A 14,963-nucleotide genomic window follows, 5' to 3' on the forward strand; every position below is an offset into this window, starting at 1 on the left:
CACTTCCCAAAAAAGGTACAATAATTTACTATGCCTTCCGTGAAGTATAATAATACCGCCTATATGTAAAAAGGCTTACTTATAACAAGGGACTATTAAAGTGAGATTTGAACAACTTGAACAATTTGTGGCACTAGGCGTGCTGAGGCATTTTCGCCAAGCTGCAGAAAAAACCCAAATCAGCACTTCAGCGTTAACTCGCAGTATTCAGACGCTTGAAGATGAAATTGGCTATGAGCTAGTTACCCGCTCTACACGCTCAGTTAAACTAACCAAAGAAGGTGAACTTTTCCTTGAGTACGCAAAACAAACCCTCGACAACCTTGAAGAGACCAAAAAACGTTTATTCGAATCTTTAAACGGTTGCACTAACGAAAAATTAGTTATCGGTTATACCAATAAAGCTAGCACGGTTGTTCCTGTTTCTTGCGGCCAATTTTTAGCGCAGTATCCACATGTAAAAATCGAGATGCAGTTACAAGAACAAAGCGAGCTTGTACGTAAACTGCAGTTAGGTGAAATTGATATCAGCGTATGCTCGCAAGCAATGAACAGCATTGGCAGCGATATTCATTTACCCGATCAACTCATTATTTTTGTGGCTAAGAACCACCCACTTGCCAATAAAAGCGATATCAGTAAACGCGACTTTGCTGACTACCCAATGTACAGCTGCTTTTCTCAATCAAAACAGGTTCAATCTATGCTGAATGATGCAATTGAATCTTTTGATAAAACATCAAGTATAAAAGTAGGTAGCATTGAGCAAGTAATGGATGGTCTTAAAAAGTCAAACCACATCGCAATAGCCAGTATTGAACACACAAGTATTGTCTCTTCAGACCCAGATTTACTGTTATTGAAAACCAATAAAGGTATCGCACACGAGCAGCTTGTGATCCAAACTAACCAACAAATCAATGAAAATTCTCATGTTAGTCATTTACTTGACCTCATTGAAAAAACGGCGTTAGCAAGCCAAAGCTAAAAGCTATTTTATATGCTGTTAGCCTGTAATGAATCAGGCTAGCCCCCCCCCTTTTTTTTATTGCATAAAAAGCGTGCATCGCACATTTTTTCATATACACTTACTCACCTTTTTTTGATTGTGCATATGAATGACCGCACCACTAATTTCCGACTCTTATTTAGATGCCATCGAACAGGCTGGCTATGCTGTTGTTGAAAACGCCATTGATGAAAACCTAATCGCTGATTTAATTGCTGATTGCTATCGAATTAACCCACATTTTCATACTGCTGGTATTGGCCGTTTAACCGACCAACAAATAGATAAAACCGTGCGAAAAGATAAAACTTTTTGGTTCGATAGTTCAAGCCAAGCACAAATTACCTATCTGGCGACCATGGAAGCGATAAAAACACAGTTAAACCGTAGCTTTTATTTAGGGTTATTCGACTATGAATGCCATTATGCAAAGTATCAGCAAGGTGACTTTTATAAAAAGCATTTTGATGCCTTCAAAGGCCGTTCGAATCGAATTTTCACAACGGTTTGTTACTTGAACACGCCAGAATCAGGTGGTGAATTGGTAATTTACAAGCCAAAAAGTAAAGACATTGAAATTGTCATAAAGCCTCAAGCTGGTTTGCTGGTTATGTTTGAAAGTGAGCGCTTTATGCATGAAGTATTACCGGCACACGATGTTCGCTATTCCATTGCTGGTTGGTTCAGGAAAAATGCCTCAATCAGCGGTATTATCGACCCACCAAGGTAATTAAAATGGCAGTGGCAAGGATGCTGCTAAACCAATAAAAACCACCAACCCCACATAGTGGTTATTCAAAAATGCTTTAAAGCAAGGGTCTCTCTCTCGATTATGAATAAGCGTTTGTTGATAGAGTAAAAAACCAATCGCTGCAATTAACCCTAGCCAATAAGGCAAAGCAAGGTTGTTACTCTTACCAATGTAAGCAAGAATCATAATAAACAAAACATTGAGTAAAAAGATGATATGTCTGTCATAGCTGGCAAACAATATTGCCGTTGATTTAACACCAATTTTTAAATCATCATCTCTATCAACCATGGCATACATGGTGTCATAAGCCACAGTCCATACAAGATTAGCTGTAAATAATAACCAAGCTTCTAATGGTACAGAGCCAATTGATGCCATATAGGCCATTGGAATAGCCCAGCTGAATGCAGCACCAAGCACAACTTGCGGTAATTGGGTGTAACGCTTCATAAATGGATAACAAAACGCCAGAGCTAAAGCACCAAACGACAGTAAAATGGTTGGCAATCCGAGTGTTAACACTAAACCAAACGCTACCACGATAAGCAATACAAACAAACTCAAAGCTTCACCACTTGATACCAAACCTGCTGCCAGCGGTCGCTGGGCTGTGCGCTTAACTGAGCCATCTATTTTACGATCGGCAAAGTCATTAATTACACAGCCGGCACTGCGCATCACAAAGACACCCAAACTAAATACCACAAAATTTAATAAGCTCGGCGTGCCAAGCTCAGCAAGCCACAGCGCCCAATAAGTTGGCCACAACAATAGTAAAGTGCCAATTGGCTTATCGGTACGCATTAACTGTTTATAGTAAGGTATATGTGCGACCTTAAGTGCAGCTAGCTTCATAGGTAAATATACGCTCCAGGTAAGAATACTTCAGCCACGAGAAAATGAGCATTAGATAAGCTAAATACACTGCGTCTTCCCCACAATGGTTGTGAAGAGTAGCCGATTTCAGCTGTTAAAGCTTGAATAGCGTGCTGCTGTGAAAACTCAGCAACTTCGATTTCAGTTCGCGATAAGCTTGGGTCTTGAAAAATAACATCGCCAAGCGGTCTTGTTCCCATACTTAGCAACTGTTGCTTTTTTAATGTATCATCCGCTGGCAACCAGCTTTGAGCATAAACCATTGGTTTACCATCACACAGAAGTAAAACTTCACGGTTTAATGCCTGACTTAAAGAAGTATTTAATAACGCTTGTTGCTCGCAGGTTAAGTCAAAAGGTGCTTCGTTTAAAACTTCAACTGAAAAAGCCTGACAATGACTTTTAAGCTTAGCCGTTAATGACCCAGCTTCAAGCAGCCAACCTTGCTGTTGTTGCGTCAAATCTGGAAATGCTGAAGCAGGCTGCCAATTTGCAGCTAGTGAAACTGGGAATGTGATCACAACGACTCATTATTTAAAAAAAACATGCAAATGATATCATCGCTGCACGTTTCGAAAAAGTCATGATTTAATCTCAAGCAAGGTTAAAAAACACAGAACAGCCTGTATCTTAGGTGAATTTGGGTATAGACTAAAAGTCATTGAAAGGGTGGAATATTCTTAACTATGAAAAAGTCATTGTTATCAATTTACTTGATAAGCATGCTGCTTGTTAGTGCAATAACAAGTTGCTCTGTGCGGGCTGAATCAAATGTTGGCTACTTTGGTTTTGAGCCTGACATCATCACCAACTACATAGGCCAAGGTAATAAAAAGCTTGGATATGTACGTATTACGGTGGATCTGATGCTTAATGATATGTCAGATATTGCTGTGGTAGAACACCACACTCCGCTATTGCGTGATGCGATTGTTGAAATACTCTCTAAAGAGCCAGAAGAAAATATTAAATCGCTTACCGGCCGCGAAGAAATCAGAAAGCGCTGTACCGAGAAGCTAAAATCACTACTAAAACAAGAAACAGGACAAGAGATTGTCCGAGAAGTGTTATTTACTAAGTATTTATATCATTAATTGTAAAATGGCGGCATTAGCCGCCATTTTTATACCAATCCGCTTAATTAAGTAGTCTATTTTGAGGCAATAAAACTTCGTTGATAACAAGGCTAAAATTTCGTTATTTAGTTGTTCTAAATGAGAAATTTTTAACGCAGTTAGCGACAGGTTTAATCCCTCAAAATGATTAAGTATTATTGCGGGTTGGTATTATTTACGCGATAGCAGCTTGTCAGACACAGCGTAAGCCATTCCAGCTAATAACCCCGCCAAATGTGCCCAATTAGCCATACTCACGGGCAACAATTCAACAAAGCCTAAAATAAGCCAAACCAGCATAAAACCGACGATGCTATTACTTACTAATGACGGCTCTGATGGCCTCATTACGCTGTAAATCCAACAAAAACCCAGTAAACCATAAACAACGCCACTTAAACCACCAAAGTTCGGCCCTACAACTAAAAACTGTGCCCAGTTACTAATGAATGCAGTAACTAAAAATAAACCAACTAAAGTTAACTTACCGCTACGTTTTTCTATATCGTTACCCAGTGTCATCCACCAGATCAAATTAAAAATAAGATGGATAGCGCTAAAATGCACAATGGCAGGTGTAAACCAAGTTAGAGGCTGTGCAGGATTAAACTGCAACATACTATAAATAGTTTCAAAACCACCTAATAAGAAGGCTACAAATATAACAATCGACACTAATGTAACAGTACGATTTAGCCAACTTAATGCTTTAAAGCGAGCTTTTAAGTTAAGTGACTGACCTTGATATAATAGTGGCGATTGAGTGCTTCCTACCTGCCATGAAGCTTGCTGGTATTTTTCGTCATGTGGATTAGCAGCAAACTCCTGCCAAAGTGGTTGAGCTTGATGAAAGTGCTCTGGGGCAACACAAATAATCACGGTTTGACCATCTTGTGAGCGCAACTCGCCATGTAACCCCTTACTTTTGATGTAATCTATAAAGCCTTGTGCGGCGCGAGGATTATTTATGCTGCCCAACTCAATCATCGTTCAATATGCTCCGGAAGTTGTGTCTGCCAAGCAGTAAAACCACCATCCATACTGTACACGTCTTCAAACCCCTGCTCTACTAAGTAGCTCGCAGCACCTTGAGAGCTCACACCATGATAACAAACGATGATAATTGGCTGATCAAACTCTTTATGCATCATAAAATCACTGATGTTGGCATTTGATAAATGCTCAGCGCCTGGAATATGCCCAGTTTGAAATGAGTTAGGATCGCGAATATCAGCAATCACAACATCTTCTTTATCTAACAGGGCAAAAGTTTCGCTCACTGAAATATGTTTATACGACATAGTACTCTCTAAACTAAAAAGGCGGCCAAAGCCGCCTTATCAAACAACTTGGTATTAATCCCAGTTAAGGATCACTTTACCTGATTGGCCTGAAATCATTGTATCAAAGCCAGCTTGGAAGTCATCCACAGAGAACTGGTGAGTGATAATTGGCTTCAGATCAAGACCTGATTGGATTAAGCTCGCCATCTTGTACCAAGTTTCAAACATTTCACGGCCGTAAATACCTTTAATGATTAGACCTTTGAAAATAACTTGGTTCCAATCAACCGCCATATCTGAAGGTGGAATACCTAGCATGGCGATTTTACCACCGTGATTCATGTTGTTTAACATGCTGTTAAATGCAACTGGCACACCCGACATTTCAAGGCCAATATCAAAACCTTCTGTCATTCCTAGCTCTTTCATAACATCTTCAAGGTCATCAGTAGCCACGTTTACAGCACGGGTAGCACCCATTTTACGCGCTAAATCTAGGCGGTATTCATTTACATCAGTGATAACCACATGACGCGCACCAACATGTTTAGCAACAGCTGCAGCCATGATGCCAATTGGGCCTGCACCTGTGATTAATACGTCTTCCCCCACTAAATCAAACGACAGCGCAGTGTGTACAGCATTACCGAATGGGTCAAAGATAGATGCTAACTCATCAGAAATGTTATCTGGAATTTTAAATGCGTTGAAAGCTGGGATAACAAGGTATTCAGCAAATGCGCCTTCGCGGTTAACACCCACACCAGTTGTGTTACGACATAAATGTACGCGTCCGGCACGACAGTTACGACAGTGACCACATGTGATATGTCCTTCACCAGAAACACGGTCACCTACTTGGAAACCACGTACCTCCTGGCCCATATCAACCACTTCACCTACATATTCGTGGCCAACAACCATTGGCGTAGGAATTGTATTTTGTGCCCACTCATCCCATTTATAAATATGGACATCAGTTCCACAAATTGCTGTTTTGCGGATTTTAATAAGCAGATCGTTATGGCCAACTTCAGGCTTTGGCGCATCAGTCATCCAGATCCCTGGTTCTGCTTTTAATTTAGATAATGCTTTCATGATTCACACTCAATTAAACAAAACCGAAGCAATAGCTTCGGTTTAAGAAATAAAATTAGATAACACCCATTTCTTTACCAATACGGGTAAAGGCAGCAATAGCGGTATCTAATTGCTCTTTTGTATGCGCCGCAGAAATTTGCGTACGGATACGTGCTTGGCCTTTAGGTACTACAGGGAATGAGAAACCTGTTACGTAAATACCTTCAGCAAGTAATTTGTCAGCCATGGCTGAGGCAACTTTAGCATCGCCTAACATAACAGGGATAATGGCATGGTCTTTACCTGCACAAGTAAATCCAGCTGCTTCCATTTGTTCGCGGAAATATTTTGCGTTATCCCATAGTTTTGCGCGTAACTCGCCACCATTGCTAAGCATTTCAAGTACTTTAATTGATGCTGTAACAATTGATGGTGCAAGTGAGTTTGAGAAAAGATAAGGACGAGAACGTTGACGTAACCACTCTACAATCTCTTTTTTACCTGATGTGTAACCCCCCGATGCGCCACCAAGTGCTTTACCGAGCGTACCTGTAATGATATCAACGCGATCTAGTACACCACAGTACTCAGGCGTACCTTTACCATTTTCACCAACAAAACCAACAGCGTGTGAGTCATCAACCATTACTAATGCATCATATTTATCTGCAAGGTCACAAACCGCTTCAAGATTACAAATAACACCGTCCATTGAGAAAACGCCATCAGTTGCGATTAGTTTTGTTTTAGCACCCGCTTCATCAGCAGCAATAAGTTGCTTTTCAAGGTCGCTCATGTCGTTATTTGCGTAGCGGAAACGTTTTGCTTTACAAAGGCGCACACCATCAATAATCGAAGCATGGTTTAGAGCGTCAGAGATAATTGCATCATCTGGGCCTAAGATTGTTTCGAATAAACCCGCGTTTGCATCAAAACATGATGAGTAAAGAATAGTATCTTCTGTTTCTAAGAACTCAGAGATCTTTTGCTCTAAGGTTTTATGAATATCTTGAGTACCACAAATAAAGCGTACAGAAGCAACACCAAAACCGTGGTCGTCAAGGCCTTGTTGAGCTGCTTTAATTAACTCTGGGCTATTTGCTAAGCCAAGGTAGTTATTAGCACAAAAGTTAATGACCTTATCACCAGAAGCAACCTCAATTTGAGCCTGTTGCTGTGACGTGATAACACGCTCGCTTTTGTATAAGCCTTCAGCTTTCACTTCATCAATTTGCTGCTGCAACTGATTAAAAAACGCAGATGCTCTCATCTGTAATCTCCACATATTCTTGTACCTAACCAGGAATGATTAGCATGACTTTAAATTTTGCGCCTATTGTAAAAGCTTAGGCGAACAATTGCACTGTTTGCAGTTCGTCGCACACCTTGAGGCGTGCGAAATAAAACTGGTCTTACCTGCTAAGATTGTAAAATCAAAGTAGGTAAATCAGCTAAAGACTCACAGACAATATCGGCATGTTGCTCTGTTGATTCTGCATAACTTTGCCCTGAACGAACTAAAACACGCGTAGCGATATTGGCTCTCTCAGCGGCAATAAGGTCGCCAAGCTTATCACCCACCATTATACTTTGTGATGGGTCGATTTGATGTTCTTTGATAGCTTGTAAAAGCATACCCGGAGCAGGCTTTCGACAGTTACATTCTTGCAAATAGGCAGGTTCCGCTTTGGTTGGGTGATGCGGGCAAAAATACACATCAAGAATAGCAACGCCATGACGTAAAAATTCACCTTTCATCCACTCAGTGAGCTTAGAAAAATCTTGTTCTGAATAATAACCGCGACCAATACCCGACTGGTTAGTAACTATCACAATTTTATAACCCGCATCCGCAAAGGCTTTGCACGCCTCAAATACACCGGGTACAAATTCAAATTCTTGTGGTTTGTATACATAACCATGATCAATATTGACCACACCATCTCGGTCTAAAAATAAAACGTTGCTCATTACAGTTGCTCTTTGTGTATCACGTAGTCAAACATCGAAATTACCTTTTCGACACTTATTTGCGCCATTAAATCAGCCCCTTTAACGCGTACTCCCCAAGGTAGCTCTTGCGCCGTTTTGCCAGTTTGTTCAAGTAAATTTTGGTGATAAACCTCAACAACATAATCTTGATACAAATAAGGTCCTGTGCGTTTTGGGTTTGAATGGGCATACAAACCTATAACAGGTGATCCTACCGTTACAGCCATATGCGCAGGCCCAGTATCAGGAGCTAACACTAACGCCGCACGTTTCAAAACACATAGCAGTTCTTTTAGTTGGGTTTTCCCTACTAAGTTAAGCACAGGAGCAGAACTATGTGCGATAATTTGATCTGCTAGTTCGTTCTCTAAAGGCGTTGGACCGCCGGTGATAACCACCGAAAAGCCTTGTTGATAAGCATGTTCAGCAAGTGCAGCATAACGTTCGGGTAACCAGTTACGCTCTTTTTTACTTGCCGCAGGTGAGATAACAAAAATACGCCCGGTTAAACGCTCTTCACCTAATAGCGCATCGGCTGCTTGTTGGTGCTGCTCGGTAATTGGCATTTGCCATTGAGGTTTGTAATCAGGCGTACCAATAGCTTGAGCAAAGCCTTTAAAGCCTTCTAATACATGAGCCTCTGATTGCGGGGCAATACGTTTATTAATAAACAAGCTATGTAACTCTTTTGAACGAGCCCAATCAAACCCCACTTTGACCTTTGCTGGAATACAACGGGCTGCTAAATTCGCTCTTAGTGCTACTTGCATATGTAATAGCACATCAAATTTAAGACCTTTGAAAGCCTCTTTTAGTTGCTGATAAGCCTGTTTACCCTGCTTTTTATCGAATACAACAAACTCAACACCAGGTAAATCGGCCAATAACATAGCCTCAACTTTACCTATCACCCAGGTAATTTTTGCCTTCGGGTGTGCCTTTTGAATTGCTTGCACTGCTGATACGGCATGACATACATCACCAATAGCCGAAAGCCTTAAAATACAAATATCTGAATAGGAGGTTGATTGAGTCACGTGCGCCCTTAGCTACAGCAAATAATATGCGATCTTAAATTAACTTGATGCTAATGCAAGCACTTATGCGAAAAGCTAAAAATACGGTAAGATAGGGCTAATTTTATTTAATCTTGAAGTTGTTATGTTCGAAACTCAGCATCTACAAAACACCACACTTTTGTGTCACCCAGCCTATAAAGATGAGCTCACGCAACAGTGGTTTGATGCCAGTTATTGGCAACAACAAGAGAAAATAGTCGGAGCTAAAAAAGGCCGCGCAACAGCGTGGTTTTTTAAGCATCAACAGCTTACAGGTGTTCTGCGCCACTATTGGCGTGGTGGTTTAGTAGGTAAGTTGCTGAGCGACCAGTATTTATATTTTGGTTTAGAGCAAACCCGTGTCTATAAAGAATTCGCGCTGATGATGCGTTTGCGTGAGCTTGGTCTAAATGTGCCAAACCCTATTGCGGCAAAAATTACCACCAGTGGCTTTATCTATCGCGGCGATATCATCACCGAGGCGGTGACAGGGGCAAAAAGTGTGTTAGATATTTTAATCAGTCGCTCTCTCAGCCAACCTGAACTCAAAGCGATTGCTGTGACTCTCAGCGAGTTTCATAATCACGGGGTATATCACGCAGACTTAAACATCAATAACATCTTATTCGATGATACAGGAAAGGTGTTTATCATCGACTTTGACCGGGGCGAAATAAAACAGCCGCACGCCAGTTGGCAAAAAGAAAACATTAAACGCCTTGCCCGTTCATTTGCAAAAGAGCAAGGCCGTAACGAAGTGATGCATTGGCATCAAAGTGATTGGCAATCACTGCTGTGTGACTACCAAGCTTTGCTTAAGACTTAATTTTGCTAATAACGTTAGATGTTGAGCACCCATTAAGAAACTCAAGTACTTCGACTTTTCCGCCATGGCGTAGAACATGATCAGCACCTGCAATTTGATCTACGGTGTAATCGCCGCCTTTGACTAGCACATCAGGGCTAATTTGCTCGATTAGCTTTGCTGGTGTGTCATTTTCTTCAATGCTGCCAAACGGAATAACCCAATCAACTGATGCTAGCGCACTTAATACCATGGCACGTTCATCCAGTGGATTAATTGGTCTTTCTGGGCCTTTTAAGCGAGAGATTGATTCGTCATTATTTAAGCCAACAACAAGCCTATCACCACGCGCTTTAGCCTGAGCAAGGTAACGCACATGACCAGCGTGAAGAATATCAAAGCAACCATTAGTGAAAACTATTTTTTCACCATTTTGTTTTGCAAACTCAATGTGCTGAAGCACATCTTCAAATGGTGTTTGATAATGCTCACCGGTTTGCTGTAAATATTGACCAAGCTTACGACTCAACTCTTCTGGCGATACTGTTGCTGCGCCAAGTTTACTTACCGCAATACCTGCAGCAAGATTGGCAATTTCAACCGCATCTTTTGCTGCCATACCCGCACCAAGCATCACTGCAAGCGTCGCGATTACGGTATCACCAGCGCCGGTTACATCACTGACTTCAAGCTGCTGGGCCGCAAAGTCGAATTTATCTGTCTGACTGATTAACGACATACCATGCTCTGAACGAGTTAATAGCATAGCGGCAATACCCGCTTCACTAATTAGCTTACGAGCACTATCAGTTAAGCTTTGCTCAGAATCAGTTTTACCACCAGCAAGCTTAAACTCATTTAAGTTAGGGGTAATGTAATCAGCACCGCAATATAAGCTTAAGTCGGATGATTTAGGGTCGATAAGTACCGTTTTACCTGCTTTCTTTGCAACCTGAACCATTTGTTGAATTAAGCTAAGAGAGCCTTTGTTGTAATCAGAAAACAACACAAAATCGTAGTCATCTAACACCAGCTCTAAACGGTTTAGTAACAATTGGCTGTGTTGCTCAGTAAAGGTCTCTTCAAGATCAAGACGTACAACTTGTTGATGACGGCTAATAACACGCATTTTGGAAATAGTTGGTAAATCGCAAACACTGACTAATTGCGAATCAATTTTTTCTGAACTTAAAATTGTTTCAAGAATTTGCCCGCTTTCGTCTTCACCAACTAAGCCTAACAAGCCCACTTTACCATCTAAACGTGCAATATTTTTTGCTACGTTGGCTGCGCCACCTGCTTTGTCTTCAAACTTACTGACTTTTACAACAGGTACTGGAGCTTCAGGCGAAATACGCCCTGAGTCGCCATGCCAGTATCTATCTAGCATGACATCACCAACGACTAAAATACGTGCCTTTGAAAGGTTTTTTAGTAACGCTAAATCCATTACTTTTGCTCCGCTACAACCATATCGATGGCTTCGCATAACCAATGACCGATGAACATATGCGCTTCTTGAATACGCGCTGTTTCATCATTTTTAATGATAATTGGTAACTTAGCGATGTCTTTTACCTTACCACCATCTCGGCCTGTTAATGCGACTGTAAAAGCGCCGATTTCATTTGCAGCTGCCAGGGCGAGGTTGATGTTAGGGCTAGTACCAGAGGTAGTTAAACCAATCACTAAATCTTCTGGCTTACATAACGCCTGCACTTGACGCTCAAATACAGTATCAAAATGATAGTCATTACTGTGAGCGGTTAATATTGAGGTGTCCGTTGTCAATGCAATAGAAGCTAATGGACCTCGTTCCAATTTATAACGCACAACAAACTCAGCAGCTAAGTGCTGAGCATCTGCCGCGCTACCACCATTACCAAACCAAATCACCTTACCACCCGCTTGCAAAGCACTGTGGCATGCTTCAAGTAATTGCATCACTTCAGGGTGGTAGGTTTCCATCGTCTCAAACAACATTTGATGACGATTTAAACTTTCGAGGTAGCTTGCCGCTACTGAATCAAGATTTGACATAGATATTCCTTAAAAAGTATTAACGGCTTTGCTTACCAAAAATATGCAACAGATAACCAAGTATAGTTATCTCCAAATACATCTTCACCATAAGTAAGAGTTGTCTCTAATGTATGCTCATTTAATTGGCGTGTGTTACTTAGTTGAAGCTCAACGGCGCGTTCATAATCGCCAGTCGTTTGACCCCACTCATTTAGATAGTTACTTTCATTTTCTATCAATGTTAGCTTACTGCGCCAGAATGAGCGGTAGCTTTCACTATAAGTTAACTCCATGCTGTGCACCTGTGTAGGAGGTGCATCTGCGTAAACTCTCGCAACGCCATTGGCATGCAAGTCAGTATATCGCTGATCAGCCGCATAATGTCCCGTTACAAAACCACTAACCGTATTACCATATACTGGGTATATCTCATTGACGTACCACAGACTATGCATATTGGTATATTCGTACCTAAGCGACATTTTATTACTCAGCTTTGGTAAGAAGAAGCCAAAATTACTAACAGTATTACCAAATTGGTAGTTCTTATGATTTTTTGTATCTTCACCACCATATTCAAAGTAAAGTTCAACGGGCATTCCCCAATTAAAATTTACAGTGCTGGTAATTGTTACGTATTGGTCACCTAACTCATTATCTTTACTACCAGTGAGGCCTGAGTTGTCATTACCTGCGGGATCAAAAAATGCGTCAACCACATCACCAGCATCTACTTTACGGGGCCCACCGCCAAACTGCATCATTCTATTAAGGCCAATCTTCCAACCATCAAGCGGCTCAATACTAAAATGCGTTCCAGCAAGCTTTGGTGTGCCACTATGAAGCTCATTTTGATAAAGAATGCCATTATCGACATGTTCAAGTTCAGAATAATAAAGCTCAAAGTCAAAATTCCACCAGTTATGAGCTGGTTTTACCATTCCCAAAGAAATCGAAGGTGCAGTTTTAGCATTGGTAGAAATAATTTGTGCAGAGTGCTTAAAAGGTGAAAACCAGTGCTCTTTATAGCCAAGGTTTAACTGTAAATCTCTCCCTGCGAAGCTGATAAAGGAATTGTAATTTACAAACTTATTTGCTTTGGCTCGATAATCAACACCAACTTGTACTAAAGTGTAATCATTGGCACGCCAAATACCTTCGAAGAAGCCTTGCCCCCATTCATTAGAACTAAGTCCGCGTTGATTAGCTATTTTCTTGGTATTATCTGTATCTACTTGTAATTTTACACCGACACGAGTGATTGCATCATCACTTTGATACGGCTTTATTTTTGAACGAATAACAGCAGCTAACCCCGGCTCGTCCTTTGCTAGTAAAAGAAGTGCTTTTTCGACTTCTGCTAAACGATATGGCTTAGCCATAGGAGTGCCAATTGTTAGTGCAAACAAAGTATCTAATTGATGATCAAGCTGTGCATCCATACCAATAGGTAAATAAGCAGTTGGCGTTGCTAATAAAGGCATTGAGCAACTTAGTAAAGCACCTATTACCGAGGCTTTTATCATTTTAAATTTCATAATTGCTTCGTTGATTTGTTAAGTAACCGAAATACTACCAAATAAGCCAATAGTAAACACTTAAAACTCTCATTGATAACCGTTTTTAACATTTTATATTTAGATCGCGTAGGTTCCACGCTATCATAACGTTTTATCCATATAGGCTAGGCAATGGCGCGCATTTTATACTCTTTACTTTTATACCTACTAAGCCCACTGGTTATTTTCTACCTGTATGTTTTACGTGGGAAAAAGAATAAGGGTTACCGTGAGCACTTTGCTGAGCGCTTTGGCTTTTCGAATTTATCGCATCACGATGTTGTTTTTCATTGTGCCTCTGTAGGTGAAGTGCTAGCGGCAACCCCGCTTATCAAGGCCGTTCAATCAGAAAATCCAGTGCTTACTATTTTAGTAACCTGTAACACCCCTACAGGCCGCGAACAAATAAAAAATAACTTTAAAGACTCTGTTAGCAGCTGTTATTTACCGATTGATTTTTTCTTTGCTACGCGTCGATTTTTAAAACGTATCAAGCCAAAGGTACTGTGTATTTTAGAAACTGAACTTTGGCCTAACCTTATGGCTCAAAGCAACAGCTACGGCACAAAAGTTCTTGTGTTAAATGCCAGACTTTCAGCCAAATCACAGCAAGGCTACCAAAAGGTAATACCTTTAACTAAAGTGATCATGCAGTCTATTAGCGACCTTGCCAGTCATAATCAAGATGATGCCAAACGTTTTATTGAGCTTGGTTTAAAGCCTGAAAAGGCACGCGTATTTGGCTCAATTAAATTTGATATTACGCCAACAAATGAGCAATTAAATAAAGTCGCAGCACTTAAAAACAAATATAACAACGAGCGATTTATCTGGGTTGCAGGCTCCACTCACCCTGTTGAACATGAGCTTATTTTAAGTGCTCATGAAAAGCTGTTAAAAGCCTTACCCAACGCTCTTTTGATTATTGCTCCGCGTCACCCAGAGCAATTTGATAAAGTCGCAGAGATATTAAAAAGCTCAACGATGAACTTTAGTCGTCGTAGTGAAGATAACTATGACAACCAACAAGTTGTGCTAGCTGATACTTTAGGCGAGTTACAATGCTTATATGGTGTGGCAAACATCAGTTATGTTGGCGGAAGTTTAATAGAGCGAGGCGGCCATAATCCATTAGAGTCAGCAGCGTTTTCTGTTGGGGTATTAGCAGGTCCTCATACCTATAACTTTGACCATATTTATCCTGAGCTGATTAGTGCTCAAGGAGCTAAAATTGTCATCGATGAAAACCAACTAGCTGACACACTTATCTCTTTGAGTGCTAATCCACAGGAGACGATTAAGCTTGGTCAACAAGCTCAGAAATGCGTTGCTAATAATCAAGGTGCTATCAGTAAAACGGTCAATTTAATTGAGCTTTACTTAGAAAAGTAATTTAGAGAAATAGAATAG

General features: G+C 40.7%; 16 protein-coding genes. 5 read left to right on the forward strand and 11 right to left on the reverse strand.

From position 1 onward, the window contains the following. Positions 1 to 100: 100 nt before the first annotated feature. On the forward strand, positions 101 to 988 hold the full coding sequence (locus HYD28_15840; GenBank protein QLE10308.1) for a LysR family transcriptional regulator: 888 nt from the start codon (positions 101 to 103) through the stop codon (positions 986 to 988). A 130-nt stretch (positions 989 to 1,118) separates the two neighbouring features. Continuing rightward, a complete protein-coding gene (locus HYD28_15845) occupies positions 1,119 to 1,739 on the forward strand; it encodes a 2OG-Fe(II) oxygenase (GenBank protein QLE10309.1) in 621 nt (206 codons plus the stop codon). Here the strand turns inward: HYD28_15845 and ubiA are convergent, their stop codons facing one another. Beyond that, entirely contained in the window at positions 1,740 to 2,618 is an 879-nt protein-coding gene (ubiA, locus tag HYD28_15850; GenBank protein ID QLE10310.1) for a 4-hydroxybenzoate octaprenyltransferase, read from the reverse strand. Continuing rightward, on the reverse strand, positions 2,615 to 3,160 hold the full coding sequence (locus tag HYD28_15855) for a chorismate lyase (protein ID QLE10311.1): 546 nt from the start codon (positions 3,158 to 3,160) through the stop codon (positions 2,615 to 2,617). The genes ubiA and HYD28_15855 overlap by 4 nt, the downstream gene beginning before the upstream one ends. Positions 3,161 to 3,325: 165 nt before the next feature. On the opposite strand from HYD28_15855, the gene fliL reads away from it, so the two are divergent. Next, the gene (gene fliL / locus HYD28_15860) at positions 3,326 to 3,733 is read left to right on the forward strand and encodes a flagellar basal body-associated protein FliL (protein QLE10312.1); all 408 of its coding nucleotides are present in this window, start codon (positions 3,326 to 3,328) and stop codon (positions 3,731 to 3,733) included. Between the two features lie 192 nt (positions 3,734 to 3,925). Here the strand turns inward: fliL and glpG are convergent, their stop codons facing one another. The 6 genes from glpG to HYD28_15890 all read right to left on the reverse strand — a co-directional run bounded on the left by glpG (position 3,926) and on the right by HYD28_15890 (position 9,146). After that, on the reverse strand, positions 3,926 to 4,741 hold the full coding sequence (gene glpG / locus HYD28_15865; protein ID QLE10313.1) for a rhomboid family intramembrane serine protease GlpG: 816 nt from the start codon (positions 4,739 to 4,741) through the stop codon (positions 3,926 to 3,928). After that, entirely contained in the window at positions 4,738 to 5,055 is a 318-nt protein-coding gene (gene glpE, locus HYD28_15870; GenBank protein ID QLE10314.1) for a thiosulfate sulfurtransferase GlpE, read from the reverse strand. The genes glpG and glpE overlap by 4 nt, the downstream gene beginning before the upstream one ends. 54 nt (positions 5,056 to 5,109) lie before the next feature. After that, on the reverse strand, positions 5,110 to 6,135 hold the full coding sequence (tdh, locus tag HYD28_15875; protein ID QLE10315.1) for an L-threonine 3-dehydrogenase: 1,026 nt from the start codon (positions 6,133 to 6,135) through the stop codon (positions 5,110 to 5,112). 55 nt (positions 6,136 to 6,190) lie between these two features. Further along, the gene (locus tag HYD28_15880) at positions 6,191 to 7,387 is read right to left on the reverse strand and encodes a glycine C-acetyltransferase (GenBank protein QLE10316.1); all 1,197 of its coding nucleotides are present in this window, start codon (positions 7,385 to 7,387) and stop codon (positions 6,191 to 6,193) included. 149 nt (positions 7,388 to 7,536) lie between these two features. Continuing rightward, positions 7,537 to 8,088 carry a D-glycero-beta-D-manno-heptose 1,7-bisphosphate 7-phosphatase gene (gmhB, locus tag HYD28_15885; GenBank protein ID QLE10317.1) on the reverse strand — a complete coding sequence of 184 codons (552 nt, stop codon included), beginning with the start codon at positions 8,086 to 8,088 and terminating at the stop codon, positions 7,537 to 7,539. Continuing rightward, positions 8,088 to 9,146: a glycosyltransferase family 9 protein gene (locus HYD28_15890; protein ID QLE10318.1), complete on the reverse strand. Its 1,059-nt coding sequence runs from the start codon at positions 9,144 to 9,146 to the stop codon at positions 8,088 to 8,090. Before HYD28_15890 ends, gmhB begins: the two co-directional genes overlap by 1 nt. Before the next feature lie 124 nt (positions 9,147 to 9,270). Here HYD28_15890 and HYD28_15895 point away from each other — a divergent pair, with 124 nt between their 5' ends. Next, on the forward strand, positions 9,271 to 9,993 hold the full coding sequence (locus HYD28_15895) for a 3-deoxy-D-manno-octulosonic acid kinase (GenBank protein QLE10319.1): 723 nt from the start codon (positions 9,271 to 9,273) through the stop codon (positions 9,991 to 9,993). On the opposite strand, the gene hldE is transcribed toward HYD28_15895, so the two are convergent. The 3 genes from hldE to HYD28_15910 are packed head-to-tail and all read right to left on the reverse strand — an operon-like array spanning position 9,983 to position 13,532. Then, complete coding sequence (gene hldE, locus HYD28_15900) at positions 9,983 to 11,422, reverse strand: bifunctional D-glycero-beta-D-manno-heptose-7-phosphate kinase/D-glycero-beta-D-manno-heptose 1-phosphate adenylyltransferase HldE (GenBank protein QLE10320.1); 1,440 nt, start codon at positions 11,420 to 11,422, stop codon at positions 9,983 to 9,985. The two genes, HYD28_15895 and hldE, sit on opposite strands and share 11 nt — an antisense overlap. Then, positions 11,422 to 12,012 carry an SIS domain-containing protein gene (locus HYD28_15905; protein QLE10321.1) on the reverse strand — a complete coding sequence of 197 codons (591 nt, stop codon included), beginning with the start codon at positions 12,010 to 12,012 and terminating at the stop codon, positions 11,422 to 11,424. The genes hldE and HYD28_15905 overlap by 1 nt, the downstream gene beginning before the upstream one ends. 32 nt (positions 12,013 to 12,044) lie before the next feature. Next, on the reverse strand, positions 12,045 to 13,532 hold the full coding sequence (locus tag HYD28_15910) for a hypothetical protein (protein ID QLE10322.1): 1,488 nt from the start codon (positions 13,530 to 13,532) through the stop codon (positions 12,045 to 12,047). Positions 13,533 to 13,685: 153 nt separating this feature from the next. Between HYD28_15910 and waaA the strand changes: the two genes are divergently transcribed. After that, the gene (gene waaA / locus HYD28_15915; GenBank protein QLE10323.1) at positions 13,686 to 14,945 is read left to right on the forward strand and encodes a lipid IV(A) 3-deoxy-D-manno-octulosonic acid transferase; all 1,260 of its coding nucleotides are present in this window, start codon (positions 13,686 to 13,688) and stop codon (positions 14,943 to 14,945) included. Positions 14,946 to 14,963 lie beyond the last annotated feature (18 nt).

Source organism: Pseudoalteromonas shioyasakiensis (assembly GCA_013391845.1).
GTDB classification, from domain to species: domain Bacteria; phylum Pseudomonadota; class Gammaproteobacteria; order Enterobacterales; family Alteromonadaceae; genus Pseudoalteromonas; species Pseudoalteromonas apostichopi.